This window comes from Guyparkeria sp. SCN-R1 (assembly GCF_003932495.1).
Lineage (GTDB): Bacteria > Pseudomonadota > Gammaproteobacteria > Halothiobacillales > Halothiobacillaceae > Guyparkeria.
This window is the reverse complement of sequence record NZ_QZMT01000017.1, coordinates 1-18,760: the sequence shown is the minus strand read 5'-3', so window position 1 is coordinate 18,760 and position 18,760 is coordinate 1. Positions and strand designations below refer to the sequence as shown.

Annotated in this window: 16 protein-coding genes; 13 read left to right on the top strand and 3 right to left on the bottom strand. The window is 64.4% G+C overall.

All coding sequences use genetic code 11. From position 1 onward, the window contains the following. The first annotated feature begins 13 nt into the window (after positions 1 to 13). Both D5687_RS09335 and D5687_RS09330 read left to right on the top strand, forming a co-directional pair. On the top strand, positions 14 to 430 hold the full coding sequence (locus tag D5687_RS09335) for a hypothetical protein (RefSeq protein ID WP_125199510.1): 417 nt from the start codon (positions 14 to 16) through the stop codon (positions 428 to 430). Between the two features lie 120 nt (positions 431 to 550). Further along, the gene (locus D5687_RS09330) at positions 551 to 1,306 is read left to right on the top strand and encodes a molybdopterin-synthase adenylyltransferase MoeB (RefSeq protein WP_125199509.1); all 756 of its coding nucleotides are present in this window, start codon (positions 551 to 553) and stop codon (positions 1,304 to 1,306) included. Positions 1,307 to 1,333: 27 nt separating this feature from the next. Here the strand turns inward: D5687_RS09330 and D5687_RS09325 are convergent, their stop codons facing one another. Next, positions 1,334 to 2,362, bottom strand: coding sequence for a quinone-dependent dihydroorotate dehydrogenase (locus D5687_RS09325; protein WP_125199508.1), 1,029 nt, complete (start codon positions 2,360 to 2,362; stop codon positions 1,334 to 1,336). 167 nt (positions 2,363 to 2,529) lie between these two features. Between D5687_RS09325 and D5687_RS09320 the strand changes: the two genes are divergently transcribed. The 10 genes from D5687_RS09320 (at position 2,530) to D5687_RS09275 (ending at position 14,349) form a co-directional block, all read left to right on the top strand. Continuing rightward, positions 2,530 to 4,095: a glycosyltransferase family 39 protein gene (locus D5687_RS09320; protein WP_125199507.1), complete on the top strand. Its 1,566-nt coding sequence runs from the start codon at positions 2,530 to 2,532 to the stop codon at positions 4,093 to 4,095. A 180-nt stretch (positions 4,096 to 4,275) separates the two neighbouring features. Further along, on the top strand, positions 4,276 to 4,779 hold the full coding sequence (locus D5687_RS09315) for a DsrE family protein (RefSeq protein ID WP_125199506.1): 504 nt from the start codon (positions 4,276 to 4,278) through the stop codon (positions 4,777 to 4,779). Positions 4,780 to 4,839: 60 nt separating this feature from the next. Then, complete coding sequence (gene pyrC, locus D5687_RS09310; RefSeq protein WP_125199505.1) at positions 4,840 to 5,883, top strand: dihydroorotase; 1,044 nt, start codon at positions 4,840 to 4,842, stop codon at positions 5,881 to 5,883. Then, complete coding sequence (truD, locus tag D5687_RS09305) at positions 5,876 to 7,015, top strand: tRNA pseudouridine(13) synthase TruD (RefSeq protein WP_125199504.1); 1,140 nt, start codon at positions 5,876 to 5,878, stop codon at positions 7,013 to 7,015. The genes pyrC and truD overlap by 8 nt, the downstream gene beginning before the upstream one ends. Before the next feature lie 85 nt (positions 7,016 to 7,100). Beyond that, positions 7,101 to 7,589: a TspO/MBR family protein gene (locus tag D5687_RS09300; RefSeq protein ID WP_125199503.1), complete on the top strand. Its 489-nt coding sequence runs from the start codon at positions 7,101 to 7,103 to the stop codon at positions 7,587 to 7,589. Between the two features lie 162 nt (positions 7,590 to 7,751). Next, entirely contained in the window at positions 7,752 to 8,315 is a 564-nt protein-coding gene (gene yjgA / locus D5687_RS09295) for a ribosome biogenesis factor YjgA (RefSeq protein ID WP_158611839.1), read from the top strand. Then, on the top strand, positions 8,312 to 9,670 hold the full coding sequence (locus D5687_RS09290) for a UDP-glucose/GDP-mannose dehydrogenase family protein (RefSeq protein ID WP_125199501.1): 1,359 nt from the start codon (positions 8,312 to 8,314) through the stop codon (positions 9,668 to 9,670). Before yjgA ends, D5687_RS09290 begins: the two co-directional genes overlap by 4 nt. 67 nt (positions 9,671 to 9,737) lie before the next feature. Further along, positions 9,738 to 10,388 (top strand): rhodanese-like domain-containing protein, encoded by a 651-nt coding sequence (locus tag D5687_RS09285; RefSeq protein ID WP_125199500.1) that lies wholly within the window; start codon positions 9,738 to 9,740, stop codon positions 10,386 to 10,388. Positions 10,389 to 10,673: 285 nt separating this feature from the next. Continuing rightward, positions 10,674 to 11,636 (top strand): ABC transporter substrate-binding protein, encoded by a 963-nt coding sequence (locus tag D5687_RS09280; protein WP_158611838.1) that lies wholly within the window; start codon positions 10,674 to 10,676, stop codon positions 11,634 to 11,636. Then, a complete protein-coding gene (locus D5687_RS09275; RefSeq protein WP_158611837.1) occupies positions 11,626 to 14,349 on the top strand; it encodes a PAS domain S-box protein in 2,724 nt (907 codons plus the stop codon). The genes D5687_RS09280 and D5687_RS09275 overlap by 11 nt, the downstream gene beginning before the upstream one ends. A 93-nt stretch (positions 14,350 to 14,442) precedes the next feature. Here the strand turns inward: D5687_RS09275 and D5687_RS09270 are convergent, their stop codons facing one another. After that, on the bottom strand, positions 14,443 to 16,167 hold the full coding sequence (locus D5687_RS09270) for a BCCT family transporter (RefSeq protein ID WP_125199497.1): 1,725 nt from the start codon (positions 16,165 to 16,167) through the stop codon (positions 14,443 to 14,445). 359 nt (positions 16,168 to 16,526) lie between these two features. Here D5687_RS09270 and ccoN point away from each other — a divergent pair, with 359 nt between their 5' ends. After that, complete coding sequence (gene ccoN, locus D5687_RS09265; RefSeq protein WP_125199496.1) at positions 16,527 to 17,996, top strand: cytochrome-c oxidase, cbb3-type subunit I; 1,470 nt, start codon at positions 16,527 to 16,529, stop codon at positions 17,994 to 17,996. Positions 17,997 to 18,343: 347 nt separating this feature from the next. Here the strand turns inward: ccoN and D5687_RS09260 are convergent, their stop codons facing one another. After that, positions 18,344 to 18,490 (bottom strand): lmo0937 family membrane protein, encoded by a 147-nt coding sequence (locus D5687_RS09260; protein WP_125199495.1) that lies wholly within the window; start codon positions 18,488 to 18,490, stop codon positions 18,344 to 18,346. Between the last annotated feature and the right edge of the window lie 270 nt (positions 18,491 to 18,760).

The window sequence follows — 18,760 nt, the reverse complement described above, 5'->3', positions numbered from 1 at the left end:
GCAAGGCGCCGGCATGGAAGACAAGCAACCGATCAAGATGCACGAAATCTGGTTTCGTGGCCCTCACCAGGAAGGCGAGCCGGCCCGAGCCGCGGAATCGTTCGCCCGATGGTTGCCGGGGGTGATTGCCGCGAGGCGCCGTGGGCCGCTATGCCTGGAAGTCGAGTACGACCTCTCCGCCATCTGCCTGAAGGCGATCCGGCAGGCGCTGCAGGCATCCGGTTTTCATCTCGATGCCGCGTTGCTGGAAAAGCTCAAGTGCGCGCTGGTCGACTACACCGAGCAGAACCAGCGTGAGGCACTGGGTGTGGATGGCTGCAACCTGCCGCCGCAAAAATACCGCCCCACGGGAGAGGCGGGCATCGTGCGTGAGCGACACGCCGAGGACCAGGGCGATCGGTCCGACGATCCCTGGCGCCACTACCTGTAAGAACCTGGTAATCGATCGCGCCGCAGGCGGACGACTCCCTCCGGCACCAATGCCCGGCCCCAGGCCGGGCATTTGCGTTCCGGCACTAACTGACGACTCACTGCTGACGACTGACTGGCAATGAAAGACGAACAATTGCTGCGCTACGGGCGCCATATCATGCTCGACGGACTGGATTACGAGGGGCAGCAGCGCCTGCTTGATGCCAGCGTGCTGATCGTTGGGCTGGGTGGGTTGGGCTCGCCCGTCTCGATGTACCTGGCTGCAAGCGGGGTGGGCGAGCTCCACCTGGCCGACTTCGACCGTGTCGATCTCTCCAACCTCCAGCGTCAGATCGTGCATGACCAGGCGCGTGTCGGACAGAGCAAGGTGGCTTCCGCCGCCGCCCGTCTGGCCGAAATCAACCCCGAGGTGCGGCTGGTCCCGGTCGAGGAGAAGCTGGCGGGCGATCGTCTGGCCGAGGCGGTGGAGCGGGTCGACCTGGTGGTCGACTGCTCGGACAACTTCGATCTGCGCTTTGCGCTGAACGCGGCGTGTGCCGAGCGGCGCGTGCCGCTCGTTTCCGGGGCGGCGATCCAGTGGGCCGGCCAGGTGACGGTGTTTGATCACCGCGACCCCGATACCCCCTGTTATCGCTGCCTGTACCGCGAGGAGGGTGAGAACGAGTTGCGCTGCGCCGAGACCGGCGTGCTCTCGCCGCTGGTGGGCATGATCGGCAGCCTGCAGGCGGCCGAGGCGATCAAGGTGCTCGCCGGGACGGGGCGTCCCCTGGTCGGGCGCCTGGCGCTGTTTGATCTGCGAGATGCCGAATGGCGCACCGTCAAGTATCGTCAGGACCCGGCGTGCCCCATCTGTGAGGCGCGGCGCGCCCGCTGATCCGTATCCCGCTGGCGCGGCGCGTGATCAGCCCGTCGCGTCGGCCAGACGGCGGGCGACGTCTCGCACCAGTTGCGGCCCCCGGTAGATAAGCCCCGTGTAGACCTGCACCAGATCGGCCCCGGCACGGATCTTCTCCAGAGCCGCGTCACCCGAATCGATGCCGCCGACGCCGATGATGGGGAAGCCTTCGGGCAGGCGCTCGCGCAGGGCGGCGATGACTGCCGTGGAGCGTTCGCGCACCGGACGACCACTCAACCCGCCGGCCTCGTCCGCCTGGGGCAGCCCCGAGACCAGCGGGCGGCCCACGGTGGTGTTGGTGGCGATGACCGCGTCGATGCCGTGGGCGACCAGGGCATCCACCAGAGCGGGCAGTTCCTCGTCCTCGATATCCGGGGCGATCTTGATCGCCAGCGGCACGTGCCGACCACTGTCTTGGCGCAGGCGCTCGCGCTCCTCGGCCAGGCCGGCGAGCAGGGCGGTGAAGGCCTCGCCGCCCTGCAGGTTGCGCAGGTTGGCGGTGTTGGGCGAGGAGATGTTGATGGTGACGTAGTCGGCCGTTCGGTAAACGGCCGCGAGGCCCGCGCGGTAATCGTCCAGCGCGTTCTCGATGGGCGTGTCGAAGTTCTTGCCCAGGTTGACCCCCAGCGGCACCGTGCGCGGGGCGGCCAGGATGTTCTCGAGTGCCGACTCGATGCCGTCGTTGTTGAAGCCCATCCGGTTGATCAGCGCCTCGGCATCGGTGAGTCGGAACAGGCGCGGGGCGGGGTTGCCCGGCTGGGCGCGCGGGGTGAGCGTGCCCACCTCGATGAAGCCGAAGCCCAGGCAGGAGAGCCCGGCGATGTGAGCGGCGTTCTTGTCCAGGCCGGCCGCGAGGCCGACGCGGTTGGGAAACTCCAGGTCCATGACGGTGGTCGGATCGTCCGGTACTCCGCGGCGCTGCATCCCGCACCAGGGGGTGCGGGCGGCCAGGTCGAGCAACCCGAGGGTGACGCGGTGAGCGGTTTCCGGGGCGAGTCGGAACAGCAGCGGACGAAGCAGGGGATAGAGGTCCATGGCACACGCAATTTGATGGCAATCGGATGGGAAAACGCCATTGTAACGGCATTGATGCCACCGGCGACGCGGGGATGTGGCCCGAGGGTTGGGTGCGGTTGATATACTCGCCCACCCGCGCTCCCCGGTCTTGCCGGGGCAAATCGCCCGTCACGAGATAGTTGCTCATGCTCGACTCCCGCCGTTTTCACCTGATCGTCCTCGCCGTGACCGTGGCGATCGGCTACGTCTGGGGCATCGCCAGCCTGCCGTTGTTCGATCTCGACGAGGGCGCGTTCACCGGCGCGACCTGGGCGATGTTCGAACGCGGCGACTTCCTCACGCCATACCTCAACGAGGAGCCGCGTTTCGCCAAGCCGGTGCTGATCTACTGGTTGCAGGCCGCCTCCGTCGGGCTGTTCGGGTTTACCGAGTGGGCCTTTCGCCTGCCGTCGGTGCTGGCCTCGGCGGCATGGGTGGGCCTGATCTATGCCTTTGCCGATCGCTATCTCGGCGCGCGCCCGGCCTTCTTCGCCGGGTTGATCGCGGCCACCTCGTTGATGACCACGGTGGTCGGCAAGGCGGCGATCTCCGATGCCGTCCTGCTCCTGTTCCTAACCGCCGCGGTGTTCGCCACCTTCAATCACTGGGTGAGCGGCGAACGGCGCTGGGTGCGCTGGGCCTACCTGGCGATGGGGCTGGGTTTTCTCACCAAGGGGCCGGTGGCGGTGGTGATTCCGGCGCTGGCAAGTTTCGCGTTCTACCTGGTTACGGCGCGGGGTCGAGACTGGTGGCGCGCGGTGCTCGACTGGCAGGGCATCGTCATCTTTCTCGCCGTGGCGCTGCCGTGGTATATCGCCGTCTGGATCGAACACGGCCAGCACTTCATCGACGAGTTCTTCCTCAAGAACAACGTCAGCCGGTTCGACGAGCCGATGGAGGGCCATTCCGGTGGCCTGTGGTACTACCCGGTGGTCACCCTGATCGCCCTGTTGCCGTTCACCGGGGCGGTGCTCACCGCGTTGCGTTACCTGCCCAGTGACTGGCGGGCAGCGTATGGCAAGCCGGCCTCCTTGCCGCTGGCGCTGCGCCGCTTCGGCTGGATCTGGTTCGGCCTGACGCTGCTGCTGTTCTCGTTTTCCGGCACCAAGCTACCGCATTACCTCAACTACGGCCTGGTCGGCCTGATGCTGGTGATGGCCTCGCACCTGCCGCACATCCGGCACCGGTGGCTGCACCTGGTGCCCCCGGCGCTGTTCCTGTTGTTCGTCCTGCTGTTGCCCTGGCTGGTGGAGATCAACTTCGACCAGATCAAGCCGTCCTACGTGCAGGACATGCTGGCCGAGCGCGGTCAGTTCTTCGGGGCGTCGTGGTACCTGATCGTCGGTGGCACCTTGGTTTTGGTCATTGCTGCCGGGTTGGCGCGAAAGTGGTCGTTGCCCAAAGTGATGATCCCGGTGGCGTTGTCATGCTCGTTGGTGGTCAATGCACTGGTGCTCAATGCCGTGGGCCAGATGCAGCAGGGGCCAGTGCGCGATGCGGGCCTGATGGCGCGCGACCTGCCCGGCCCGCTGGTGATGCGGGATATGAACATGCCGAGCTTCGGCGTTTACGCGCAAAAGGTGGTTGAGCGGCGCGAGGTGCGGGAGGGCGATCTCCTGCTCACCCGTAGCGAGCGCGCGGAGCGCACGCCTGGCGAGGTGCTGTACGCGAAGGGCGGCTACGTGCTGATGCGGGTTGGCTCCAGCGATTGACATCGAGTGATTACCTGGACGCAGGGGCCCCCGCCCTGCAATCGTTAATGAGCTACCATGAACGCAGGTCGCCATGGCTTGTCATGGATGGCCATGGAAGCGTAATCGACGGATCGTTCAGACCCACGATGGCAGGCCAGGCGTCACTCGACGGGGCTTGTTGGTTAGAGAGGTGGATGTATGCAGGATTTTCTCAAGAATCGACGCCGTTTCATGACCGCCATGGCCGGTGCCGGCGCCGCGTTCGGCCTGGGCCGCGCACACGCCCAGGACGGCCAGGAGGGCGCAGGCGACGAGGAGTTGTTCTTTCCGGGTGACGAGCCGGCACACAAGGTCATCTACCAGCTCAACCACGGCGACGTGGAATACCAGACCCACGTGCTCAACTCGATGAACGCCATGATCGGCAAGTACGGCGGCAACGTGAAGATCGCCGTGGCCTGCTTCGCCAAGGGCATCCACATCCTGGCCAAGGAGCCCAAGCGCGAAGTCGACGAGGAGATCTATGCCCGCGTCGAGGGGTTCGCCAAGAACTACGACGTCGAGTGGATCGCCTGCGGCAACACGATGGACACCGTCGGCTACAGCGAGGACGACATCCGGGAGTTCGCCCGCATCGAGCAGGTCGGTGCCGCGGCGCTGATGGAATACCAGGAAGATGGCTACGCCTACATTTCCTGGTAAGGATTCCTCAATGCACTCGAACAAGCCATTGAAACCCATTGATCCCATTAAGGATTGTCCGTGGATGAACTGATCATTCGCCAGCCTGACGACTGGCACCTGCACCTGCGCGACGGGGCGATGCTCGACGCCGTCGCCGGCTACTCCGCGCGCCAGTGCGGCCGCGCGATCATCATGCCCAACCTGGTGCCGCCCGTGACCAGCGTGGCCGAGGCCCGGGCCTACCGCGACCGCATCCTGGCCGCCGTAGGTCCGGACAGCGGTTTCGAGCCCTTGATGACGCTTTATCTCACCGACCGCACCACGGCCGCCGAGATCGAGCAGGCCGCGGCCGATCCGCACATCCACGCCGTGAAACTCTATCCGGCCGGGGCGACCACCAATTCCGAAAACGGGGTGACCGATCCGCTGGCGATCGAATCGGTGCTCGCGGCGCTGGAACGCACCGGCCTCCCGTTGTGCGTGCACGGCGAGGTGGTCGACCCGGCGGTCGACATCTTCGACCGCGAGGCGGTGTTCATCGAGCGGGTGCTTGCGCCCATGCTCGAACGCTACCCCAAGCTGCGTGTTGTGATGGAGCACATCACCACCGCCCAGGCGGTGGCCTTCGTGCGTTCCCAGGGGGATCGTCTCGGGGCAACCATCACCGCACACCACCTGATGTTCAATCGCAACGCGATGCTGGCCGGCGGGATTCGCCCGCACTACTACTGCCTGCCGATCCTCAAGCGTGAAAAGCATCGCGAGGCGCTGCTGGAAGCGGCGGTCGACCCGTCGGGCAAATTCTTCATGGGCACCGACAGCGCACCGCATCCCAAGGGTGCCAAGGAATCCGCCTGTGGCTGTGCCGGCGCATTCACCGCGCCGGTGGCTACCGAGCTCTACGCCCAGGTATTCGACCAGCTGGGTGCGCTCGATCGGCTTGAGGCGTTCACCAGCCTCAACGGCCCACGCTTCTACGGCTTGCCGGCCAACGAGCGCCGGCTGCGCCTGCAGCGAAAGCCCCAGGCCGTAACGGACCCGCTCGACTGCGGCGGGGATGTGGTGGTGCCGTTCTTGAGTGGCGAGACGATCGAGTGGACGGCCTCGCTTGTCGATGAGTGAGTCCGAGATAACCCGCAACCCACCCGTTGATCCACCTCTCGACTGGTCGGGCGCGCCGGGATCGGCTCGCCCGCGCCTGACCGGCGTGCCGTTGTGGCAGGCGGCGATCAAGCAGACCCCCGAGTCGTTCCGGGTCGACGAAGACCTGGGCTTTGCGCCCAGTGGCGCCGGCAATCACTGGCTGCTGCGGCTGGAGAAGCGTGATATGACCACCGGGGCGCTGGTCGACTGGATGGCGAAGGTGACCGGTACGCGTGCCCGCGACATCGGCTTTTCCGGTCTCAAGGATCGACAGGCGGTCACCACGCAGTGGTTGAGCATTCCACACGAGTCCTTCGACCCTGAGGCATTCGAACGGGCGTGCCAGGAAGAGCGCATCGGCCTCCTCGAGATCGATCGCCACGATCGCAAGCTGCGCCGCGGCACCCATCGCGCCAACCGCTTTCGCTTGCAGCTCGACCACGTCGAACCGGTCAACGCGAATACGGACGCCGAACTATCGGCATATCTTGCCGAACGTGCGCCGGGACTGGCCTCGCGGGGTATGGCCAATTACTTCGGCGAACAGCGTTACGGTCGCCAGTTCGGCAACCTGCGCGGGTTGGTCGAGTGGGGGCAGGGCATCCGGACGGGGCGCCCCAAGCGCCAGGCCCGCAACTGGCTGCTTTCCACCCTGCGATCGTCGATCTTCGATCACGTGCTTGCCGAGCGCATCGCGGCCGGCACGGTCGGTCGCGTCGTGCCCGGTGACCTGCTGCAACTGGCCGGATCGCGCAGTCGTTTCCTTGCCGACCTCGACGAGCTTGATGCCCTGCAGGCGCGTCTCGAACAGGGGGATGTCACCCCCACCGGTCCGCTCTGGGGTGAGGGGCCGTCGCAGGCGGGCGGATCGGTCGCTGAGCAAGAGACGGCCCTGGCCGACGGAATGCTGGCGCGCTTCGGTGAGGAGACCTGGCGTCGCTGGCTTGCCGACTGGCGTGTGGTTGCCGATCGCCGCCCCCTGACGGTTCGGATCACCGATCTCGACTATCGGGTCGAGGGCGACCGGGTCGAACTGGCCTTTTCTCTGCCGCCTGGCAGTTACGCCACCGAGCTGGTGGCCGAACTGTTTGCGCCCAAGGCGGCGAGCTGACGCGTCAGCCCGACGGGTGGTGCCGGCATCTCGTTGCCAGGCCGACTAGGCTCACCCCATTCCGACGTGTGAAGGGGAAGCTCTGATGCTCGAATCCATCGCGGTCCTGATGGGATCAATCGTTCTGGTTGCGCTGACGGCCCTGACCGGCGGCATCTTTCGTCCCGATGGCTGGTACCGCGCCCTGGCCAAGCCCTCCTGGACACCGCCGAACAAGGTCTTTCCGATCGCCTGGGCGGTGCTTTATCTGCTGATGGCGGTGGCCGCCTGGCGGGTGTTCATGGCCGACGAGTCGACCGCCCGCACCGCCGGGCTGATCCTCTATGTGCTACAACTGCTGTTCAACGCCGCCTGGTCGTGGCTGTTCTTCGGTCGTCGGCGCATCGTGGCCGGGTTGGTGGACATCCTGCTGTTGTGGATGGTGCTCAGTCTCACCGTCGTGCTGTTCTCCCAGGTCAGTACCCTTGCCGCCACGCTCTTGATTCCGTACTGGTTCTGGGTGGCCTTCGCCGCCATGCTCAATGCGCGGATCTGGAAGCTCAACCCGTTCGAGTCATCTCCGCGTAACGGCTGACTGCCAGTTTCTCTTGCAGTGGTGGTTGGCCAATCGGCGCCGCCTAGTGCCTGGAATTGGGTAGAATCGCGGCTTTAACGTCACAGAGGGTCACGGTTGGCCGCGCTTGCGCTTCGATGCGCCATGCAATTCGGCGACCGTGGGCCCACGCCGGGAGCGATCATGTCCGAGCACAACCTGCCGCCCGAATCGTCGGAGGCGCACGACGAGGAAGACTTCGGCCCGAGCAAGTCCCAGTTCAAGCGCGAGGCGCACGCCGCCCAGGCGCTGGGCGTCAGCTTGGCCGAACTGGATGCCGATGCCCTCGACCGCCTGCCGATCACGGACCGGTTGCGCGATGGCATCGAGAAGCTCAAGGCGACGCGTTCGCGCGGTGCCGCCAAGCGTCAGCGCCAGTACATCGGACGCCTGATGCGCGAAGAGGACGTCGAGGCGATCGAGGCGGCGCTCAACCGGCTCGATCCGCACTCGCCGGAAAACCAGCGTCGCCAGATGCAGGCCGAGGCCTGGCGCGATGCCCTGATCGAGGACTTGAAGGCCATCACGCGGTTCGTGGATAGCTACCCGGCCGTGGACGTACAACACCTGCGCCAACTTCAACGCGGCGCCCGGGCCGAATCCGAACGCGAAGAGTACGGCAAGGCCAGCCGGGCACTGTTCCTCGAGGTGCGCGCGGTGATCGAGGCCGCCGGCGAGATCAACGAAGAAGGAACGAACGACACATGAAGGTCACGATTTTCGGTACCGGCTACGTCGGCCTGGTCACGGGCGCCTGCCTGGCCGAGGTGGGCCACGAGGTTACCTGCGTCGACGTTGACCCGGACAAGATCGCGCGCCTGAACGACGGCATCATCCCGATCTACGAACCCGGTCTCGAGCCGATCGTGCGCGAAAACCACGAGCAGGGGCGGCTGCACTTCACCACCGACGCCGCGCAGGGGGTGGCCTTCGGTGAACTGCAGTTCATTGCCGTCGGCACGCCGCCGGACGAGGACGGCTCGGCCGACCTCCAATACGTGCGCGCCGTGGCTGCCACCATCGCCGAGCACATGGATGCGCCCAAGATCATCATCGACAAGTCGACCGTGCCGGTGGGTACCGGGGACCAGGTGCGCGAGGTGGTCAGCGAGACGCTCACCCGGCGTGGCGTAGAGCTTGGCTTCGACGTGGTCTCCAACCCCGAATTCCTCAAGGAAGGGGCGGCGGTCAATGACTTCATGAAACCCGATCGCATCATCGTCGGCACCAGCGACCCGCACAGCGAGGCGGTGATGCGCGAGCTCTACGCGCCGTTCAACCGCAACCACGACCGCGTGATCGTGATGGACCTGCGCTCGGCCGAGCTGACCAAGTACGCAGCCAATGCCATGCTCGCGACCAAGATCAGCTTCATGAACGAGCTGGCCAACCTGGCCGAACGGCTCGGCGCCGATATCGAGAACGTACGCCTGGGGATCGGCTCGGACCCGCGCATCGGCTATCACTTCATCTATCCCGGCTGTGGCTACGGCGGCTCGTGTTTCCCCAAGGACGTGCAGGCGCTCTCGCGCATCGCCCGTTCGGTTGACCACGAGCCGCTGCTGCTCGATGCCGTCGAGGCGGTCAACCGTCGCCAGAAGCACCGCCCGTTCGAGATGCTGGTGGCGCACTACGGCAGCGTCGAGGCGTTGGCCGGCAAGACCTTCGCCCTGTGGGGACTGGCCTTCAAGCCCAACACCGACGACATGCGCGAGGCGCCGTCGCGCACCCTGATGGAGTCGCTCTGGGCTGCCGGCGCGAAGGTCCAAGCCTTCGACCCCGAGGCCATGGAGGAAACCCAGCGCATCTACGGCCAGCGTGACGATCTCTCCCTGGTGGGCACGCGCGATGCCGCACTCAAGGGCGCCGATGCCCTGGTGATCTGCACCGAGTGGAAGGCCTTCCGCGCGCCGGACTTCGAGCTGATGCGCGAGTCGCTCGCCGAACCGTTGATCGTCGATGGCCGCAATCTCTACGACCCCGAGCGCCTGAAGGCGGCGGGCTGGCACTACTACGGCATCGGTCGTGGCGAGACGGTGCGCCGCATCCCGCAATCCGCATGAATCCGCCTGCAGGGTAGGGGAACGCGGCCTAGACTCCCTTAAGATTCAAACGAATGGGAGGTAGACCATGAAACAACCAACCTGGTTGATCGGGGCGACACTGCTCGCTGCCGCCGGCGTGGTGGGCGCCGAGGAAATGAAGGTCAAGGTCACCTCTGACCTCGAATCCGTCACCGTGACGCACGAAGGCGAAAAGGTCGAGATCAAGCGGAACCAGGATCCCGACAACCGCATCGCCGAGGACTACCAACAGACCAGCCGGGAATGCCCGCCGTTCTGTGTCCAGCCCATGCAGTTGCTGCCGGGCGTGCATACGATTGGTGAAATCGAGCTCCTCGAAATGCTCGACGCCCGCGCCAAGGGCGAAGACGAGTTCTTGTTGATCGATTCGCGCACGCCGGACTGGTTCGAGAAGGGCACCATCCCCAGTGCGGTCAACATCCCGTGGACCAAGCTCTATCCTGGATCCTCCAGCTACGACCCGTTCGTGGCCGAAACCCTGCTGCTCGACGAGTTCGGCGTAAAGAAGGAGGACGGCCTGTTCGATTTTCGCCAGGCCAAGAAGCTGGTGCTGTTCTGCAATGGTCCCTGGTGCGGTCAGTCGCCCACCAACATCAAGGCGCTGGTGAGCATGGGCTACCCGGCCGACAAGATCTATTGGTATCGGGGCGGGATGCAGGTATGGCACACGCTCGGGCTTACCACCGTCGAGCCGTAATTCACCTCCCAGTTCCAGACGACCAACCCACGTCTTTTGGCGTGGGTTTTTTGTGTTGGCAGGTTGTCTTGGTGCGGCGATGGCTGCGAGACGCAACCGCTTGGCTGGCGTTGGTCGATAAATTCCCTGTTGGCGAATGGCTTTCGAAAGAAAAATGATGAGCCAGTCAAATGCTTAGTTCGCTACGGGTTGCCGCGGCCCGCCCGGTTGATATAGTGAATCGGTTTTGGCGTATGCCCACCTGCCGTTATGGCCCGTTGCCGGTCAGAAAGGACCTTGCCTCACATGGATCGTCGTCGTTTTCTCACCCTGGCCCCGCTTGCCCTTGGCGTCTCGGGAATGCTCCCGTTTCTTGGCGGGTGTCGGCAGGACGATCCGCTGCGCGTCTCCTACCACCCGTGGATCGGCTACGAGACCCTCTATCTGGCCGAGCGGTTCAATTGGCTGCCGGATGCGGCCCGGTTGACTCGTCGCCAGTCTGCCTCCGAATCGCTTGCCGCCCTGCAGAAACACGAGGCCGATGCCGCCGCGCTGACACTCGACGAGGTGATTCGCGCGCGCCTGCAAGGCATGGACCTGGTCGTGGTGATGGTGTTCAACGTCTCGGCCGGAGCGGATGCCTTGGTGGTGCACGAGTCGATCAAGCGATTGGAGCAACTCGAGGGCAAACGAATCGGGGCGGAGGGTTCGGCTGTTGGGGCGATGCTGCTTGACCGGGTGCTCGAGAAGGCCGAATTGACCCGAGAGCAGGTGACCGTGGTCGACGTACCGGCCGACCGTCATCTCGCCGCCTGGGAGGCGGCCGAAGTGGATGCCGTGGTCAGCTACGAACCCACGGTGTCCCAGCTGCGGCGTGCCGGCGCGGTGCTGATGGCCGACAGCCGTGACTTTCCCGACACCATTTTCGATGTGCTCGCCGTGCGCCGTGATTGCATCGATCATGTCGAACACACGTTGTTGGGCCTGGTCGATGCGCATTTCCGTGCCCTCGAGCACCTGCGCTTCAATCGCCAGGACGCTCTCTACCGGATTGCCGACGTGGAATCCGTCACCCCGGCGGATGCACGCCGGGCGCTGGGCGGTGTGCTCCTGCCGGATCGGCGGGCCAACCAGCGGTACCTCAGTCCCGGCTCGCGACTGACCGTCGCGGCAGCCGAACTCGAGCGACGGCTTGCGGCAGGCAACGGGCTGGGCAATGGCTGGTACAGCGATGCCTTCCTGCCCCGGAGTCATGCCCGTGCCGGCTGAACGGCCCCACAACCGCCGGGAGCGGTGTCGATCTATCGGCCGTGGCCGTCCGTTCGGCCGTCTCCTGCGCTGGGCCGCGCTGATCCTCTTGACCAGCACGCCGCTTCTCACGCTGGCCGCGCCCAACGAGCGGCTGGTACTGGGGATCTTCGCCGTGCGGCCCGTTCCCTTGATGGAGTTGCGATTCGGTCCGTTGGTCGATTACCTGGATGCCTCGGTCGACTCGGTCGACTTCGAAATGCGCGTGCTCGATCTGGATGACCTCGATCGGGCGATCCAGCGCAACGAAATCGATCTCCTGCTTACCACGCCGACGCACTACGAGCTGGTCCGCAGCGAGAATGCGCTGTCCGGTGTGCTTGGCACCTTGGTGACCCAGCACCGAGGTCGCAGCACCCGTAGCCTGGGCGGGGTGATCATCGCCCGACGCGATGCCGAGGCGATCAATGAGCTCGCCGACCTTACCGGTCGCGTGATCGCCGCGCCGGGCGAGCGGTTTCTTGGTGGCTACCAGGCACCACTATTTGAGGCACTCGAGGCGGGTTTCGACCTCAGGGATACCGCCTCGTTTCGTTTCCTCGGCAACCATGACGCCGTGGTGCGCGCCGTGCTCGACCGGGAGGCCGAGGTCGGCTTTATTCGCACTGGCGTGTTGCAGGACCTGATTGATCGCGGTCATATCGGGCCGCGTGCGCTCAAGGTGATCAACCGTCAGCACCTGGGCGACTATCCCTATCTCGTCTCGACCCGTCTGTATCCCGAATGGCCATTGGTGACCATGCCGCATGTCGGGCTCGCTCTGGAGCGGCAGATCGCCGCGGCGTTGTTCAGTCTCGATGTTGATGATCCGGCCGCGCAGACGGCCGGTATCGCCGGCTTCGGGCCACCGGCCGACTACCTGCCGGTCGAACGGGTCACACGGGAATTGCGTTTGCCGCCCTTCGACGGCATGGATGAGATCACCTGGACCGATATCTGGGCGCAGCATCGCAATGAACTGGTGTTGCTGGCCACGGCGTTGCTGATGGTGGCGCTGCTGTCGGTCGCGCTGGTTTTCCGGCAAGTTGCTCTGCGTCGCAGCGAGGAGCGTTTCCGGCGATTTTTCGAGGACAACGCGTCGGTGCTGTTGTTGGTCGACTTCGACAACGGCGAAATACTGGATGCCAACGAGGCCGCGGCGGGTTTCTATGGCTGGCCACGCGAGGAGTTGATCGGTCACCCGGTCGACCGGCTTTGGGCGCACCGCTGCCAGCAGTTCGACGCGGTTTGTCGAAGCGGGGTGGTCGGCGGTCATTGTCACCTGCATACCCACCGCCTGCGTTCGGGCGAAGAGCGCCGTGTCGAGGTACACGTCACGCCGATGAACGACCATCCCGATGGCGGACGGATGTTCGTGATCGTGCATGACATCACCGAGCGCGAACGGGCCGAGAAGTCATTGGAGCGTGAACGTGAGCGGTTGCGCAACGTGATCGAGGGGACCAACGTCGGCACCTGGGAATGGAACATCCAGACCGGCGAAACCGTCTTCAACCAACGTTGGGCGGAGATGGTCGGTTACGAGTTGTCCGAGCTCGAACCCACCACCATCGGCACATGGGAGCGCTTCGCGCATCCCGATGACCTGGCACACTCGGCAAGCGCGCTGCAGGCTTGTTTCCATCGAGAGAAGGACTATTACGAGGTCGAGGTGCGCATGCGGCACCGCGAGGGGCACTGGATCTGGGTGCTTGATCGTGGCCGCATCCTGGAATGGGACGCCGACGGCAAACCCCTGCGCATGTGGGGCACGCACCAGGACATCACCGCCCGCAAGCAGATGGAGCAGGATCTCCAGCTCGCCGCCTCGGTGTTCGTGCATGCCCGCGAGGCGATCCTGATCACGGATCTCGACGCACGGATCATCGACGTCAATGCCGCCTTCACCGAGATGACCGGCTGGCGGCGCGACGAGGTCATCGGGCACACGCCGAAATTCCTGCAGTCGGGCAAACATGACGGCGAGTTCTATCGCCACATGCGAAAGCGGCTGCGCTCGGCCGGCTACTGGAGCGGCGAGCTCTGGAACCGGCACAAGAACGGCGAGCTGTTCGCCGAGCGCCTGACCATCAGCCTGGTCCACGATGCCGAGGGGCGGCCACGCAACTACATTGCGCTGGCCTCCGACATCACCGACATCAAGAAATACCAGAGCGAGCTCGAGCACCGCGCCAACCACGACGCGCTGACCGGCCTGCCCAACCGGGTCCTGATGGCCGACCGGTTGCGCCAGTCGATGGCGACGGCACGTCGTGGTCACGGCATGTTGGCGCTGGCCTTCCTCGACCTGGATGGCTTCAAGGCGGTCAACGACGTGCACGGTCATGACATGGGTGACAAGCTCCTGATCGATGTGGCGAGAGATCTCGGAACGCAACTGCGTGAGACCGATACCCTGGCGCGGATCAGTGGGGACGAATTCGTGATCATCCTTGGTGGCCTGGAACAGGCATCGGATGCCGAGCCGATCATTGCACGCCTGGTCGAGGCCGCGGCTCGCGAACGCCACATCGACGGGGCAACGCTGCAGGTCACCGCGAGCATCGGCTATACCTTCTATCCGCAGGCCAACGAGGCCGACGACGAGACGCTGCTCAAGCAGGCGGATTCGGCCATGTACGAAGCCAAGGCGGGCGGGCGCAACCGGTCCTGTCGCTACCAGCCACCAACCTGACCCGTTGGTCGGGCGCCTGATTGCCACGAAAGCGGCCCGGCTTTGCCAATAGCGGGCCGCTCTCTCGTTGCCAGCAAGCGGGGCTGTGTGAGATCAATCCGACTTGCGCGGTGCAGGCGGGTCCGACTCGGGTGCCTCGGTATGCTCGCCGAGCCCGGTGCGAGGCGGTTCCTCCGGTCCGAGCACCGTGTCGGGCGCGGAGGGGTGGACCTCCTCGGCGGCCTCGCGTTCGGCCTCGCGTTCGGATTCGCGTAGCAGCAGGTTCTCGATCCGTTGGCGAATGAGTCGCTCCTTCTCCTCGCGTTGCCAGAACTCCTGGGTCAGGTCGCGGTGAAGGGCGAAGGCCATCAGCACCATCAGCAGCATGAAGGGGAAAGCGGCGACGATCGAGACCGTGCGCAGGCCCTCGAGCCCGCCGCTCAGGAGCAGTACCACCGCCATCGACAGCTGCAGCATGCCCCAGAGCACGCGCACGAAACGCGTCGGGTTGAGCACACCCTTCGAGGTGAACATGCCCAACACGAAGGTGGCCGAATCCGCCGAGGTGATCACGAACACGCTCACCAGCGTGATCGCCAGCAGTCCCGCGTAGGTGCCCCAGGGCAGTTGTTCCAGCGTGGTGTACAGCCCGGCGGGCACCTCGCGGGCCACTGCATCGGCGATGCCGGCCGCCTCGTAGAGCTCCATGTAGATCGCGCTGCCACCGAAGGCGGCGAACCACAGCATGCTCAGGCCCACCGGCACGACCATCACGCCCAGCACGAACTCGCGGATGGTCCGCCCGCGCGAGATCCGCGCGATAAACGAGCCCACAAACGGTGCCCACGACAGCCCCCACGCCCAATAGAACATCGTCCACTGCTCGACCCAGTGCTCGCTGGAGTAGGGCGTGGTCACCAGGCTCATCTGCACGATATTGCCCAGGTATTCGCCCATCGTCTGGGTGAACTCCTGGAAGATGAACGCCGTCGGCCCGAGCACGATCACGTAGGTGAACAGCCCGATCGCCAGGATAATGTTCAGATTCGAGAGATAGCGGATGCCGTGCTTGAGTGGCGTCATCGCCGATAGCGTGAACAGCACGCCCAGCCCGGCGATGATCATCATCTGCGTGGTGGTGCCGTACTCGACCCCCTCGAAGCGCGCGATGCCGCTGTTGATCTGCAGGGCCCCCAGGCCCAGCGTGGTGGCGACCCCGAAGATGGTCGAGACCACGGCGAGCGTATCGATGGCCACGCCCCAGCCGCTGTCGACCCGATTGCCCAGGATGGGGCGGAAGGTCTCGCTGATCAGACCCCGCGCGTTGTGGCGAAAGCGGATGTAGGCGATCGCTAGCCCCACTAGCGCGAAGTTCGCCCACTGGTGCAACCCCCAGTGGAAGAAGGCGTAGCGCATGCCCGTCTGCGCTGCTTCGGCCGTCCGCGGTTCGGCGATACCGAGCGGCGGCTCGTTGAAGTGCATCATCGGTTCGGCCACGCCCCAGAAGACCAGGCCCACGCCCATGCCGCCGGAGAAGATCATGGCAAGCCAACTTCCGTAGCTGAATTCCGGCGGCTCGTCGTCTGGCCCCAGCCGGATATTGCCGTACTTCGACAGCCCCAGGAACAGGATGAAGATCACGAACCCGCTGGTCGCCAGCAGGTACATCCAGCCCATCTTGTTGGCGGTGTAATCCAGCACCTGGTTGGCGATCCGCTCGACGTCGTCCGGAAAGAGCGCGGCGACCGTGACGAAGCCGGCGATGATCACCACCGAGAGATAGAAGACGGTGCCGACATCGCCCAGCAGGCGACCGTAGAGAAGCTGAAGTTTGTTCATGGAGTCTGTCTGTGACGGGTCATGGGTTCTTCGAGATTGATCCCACCATAGCGGATTTGGGCTGGTCGATCCGAAGGCCCCGTGGGAAACCGAGTGCCCGAGCGCCTTAAGACGCGATATCCAAGGTGATTTCACACGATCACCGCACCATTGTTGTGGGACCTTGCCGAGAAAGCCGAATCGCGGCTGGCAATCGAGAGGCGCGAGTTTCGAGCAGCGTCTGCGGAAGCCGCCGGCAGCATGGGAAGTGCTCCACATCAACCCGATTCATTTTCCCCGCGGATCTGGAAATATGCATTTGACATACCTATATGGCACTGCTATCTATTTGAACTTGTTGATTGAAGGGAGGTTCCACCATGGCGACTGTCACGAATGCCGATTCATCAGGCGGGGCCATTACCGCCGGTCGACAGACCTACGAATACGACCTGATCAAGTGGTTTACCGTCGCCTCGATCGTCTGGGGCGTGATCGGCATGCTGGCGGGGGTGTACATCGCCAGTGAGTTGGCCTGGCCGTGGCTCAACGGAGGGATTGCCGAGATCACCTTCGGTCGACTGCGCCCGGTGCACACCAACCTGGTGATCTTCGGTTTTGGTGGCAACGCGCTGATCGCCACCTCGTTCTACGTGGTCCAGCGCACCTGCCAGGCCCGGCTGTGGGGCAGCCCGTCATTACACCATGCGTTGTTCTGGCTATGGCAGTTCATCCTGATCGTGGGCGTGGCCAGCATGGTCGCCGGGTACAGCCAGTCCCGGGAATACGCCGAGTTTCCGCTGGTGGTCGACCTGTTGATCCTGATCGCCTGGAGTGCGTACTTCGTGATCTACCTGGGTACCATCCTGCGCCGTAGCCAACCGCATATCTACGTCGCCAACTGGTTCTATCTCGCCTTCATCCTCGCCACGGCGATCCTGCACCTGTTCAACAACCTGCAGGTGCCGTACTCGCTCTGGGGCTCTTACTCGGTGTTTGGCGGCACACAGGACGCGATGACGCAGTGGTGGTACGGGCACAACGTGGTGGGCTTCATCCTGACGGTCGGCTTTCTCGGCATGATGTACTACTTCGTGCCCAAGCAGGCTGGCCGTCCCGTGTATTCGTATCGCCTGTCGATCGTGCACTTCTGGGCGCTGTCGTTCCTGTACATGTGGGTCGGCGCGCACCACCTGCACTGGACGGCGCTGCCCGACTGGGTCTCCACGCTCGCCGCCGCCTTCTCGATCCTCCTGCTGCTGCCGTCCTGGGGCGGGATGATCAACGGCATCATGACGCTCTCCGGGGCGTGGGAGAAATTGCGCACCGATCCGATCATCCTGTTCCTGGTCACCGCGCTGGCCTTCTACGGCATGTCCACCTTCGAGGGGCCGATGCTGTCGCTGAAATCGGTCAACGCCCTGTCGCATTACACCGACTGGACCATCGGCCACGTCCACTCCGGCGCGCTCGGCTGGGTGGCGATGATCACCATCGGCTCGTTCTATCACCTCGTGCCCAGGCTCTGGGGCAAGCCGCTGTACTCGACGCGTCTGGTGTTCACCCACTTCTGGTTGGCCACCATCGGGATCGTGCTCTACATCGTTGCGCTCTGGGTCGCCGGTGTGGGGCAGGGGCTGATGCTTCGCGCCTTCGACCAGTACGGCAACCTGGCCTACACCTTCGTCGAGACCGTGGCCTTCCTGCATATCCCGTACGTGGTGCGTGCGCTGGGCGGGGCGATCTTCCTCGTGGGCTTCGTGCTGATGGCGTACAACTTCTATCGGACGATTCGTGCCGACGAGCGTGTGACCGAGAAGGAGCGGGACGTCGAGGTCGCCCCCGCCTGATCGAGCGACGGTTTCCGCTGGGACCACGATGGACGATGCCCACCGGTCGGTGGGCATTTTCTTTGGTGTGTGACTGGGTAGTGGACGGGGCGGGTCGACGCCACGTCATGCCACACGAACCTCGTTGAAATTTCCCTAAATCCAGCGGCAACAAGGCAAGGCGCAGGTGTCCTGGGGCGCCAGGTTCGAATTGTGTGGCGGTGAGATGGCTCGTCGGTTGGCCAAAATGGCCACGTAAAGCCTTTAGCCCGCTGGCCGTGGGGCGCGCAGGAGAGAGCGAAGGGATGCAAGGGGCGCAGGCCGTTCACGCTGCCCGGTCGCCCCTGGAAGCAACTACCTCGGCATCGTCATAAGCGTCGTCCTTGAATCAGACGAATCACGATCACGATGACCGCGATGACCAGCAGGATGTGGATGAACCCGCCCATGGTGTAGGAGGTGACGAACCCCAGCAGCCAGAGGACAACCAGAATGATGGCAATGGTCTCGAGCATGGTGTTTCTCCTTTGTCTCAGGAACTTGCCAAAAGCAGACCGAGCGATCTACCGCCACTGAAAGTTTAGGTTGTGCGAGGGGGTTTGCTCGTTTATTTCCGGGAACTCAGGGGTTTAGGAGGGGGCATGGCGTTGTGCGACTAGGATGGTGTGTTGGCGGCAATAGCATGCACCGTTCCTGTGGGAGCTTGCCTGGCGTGCGAAACGCGCCGATTGGTAGTGTCCAGTCAAGTGGTGTAAAAGCGAGATAGCCACCAAAGCCCTCGTCGC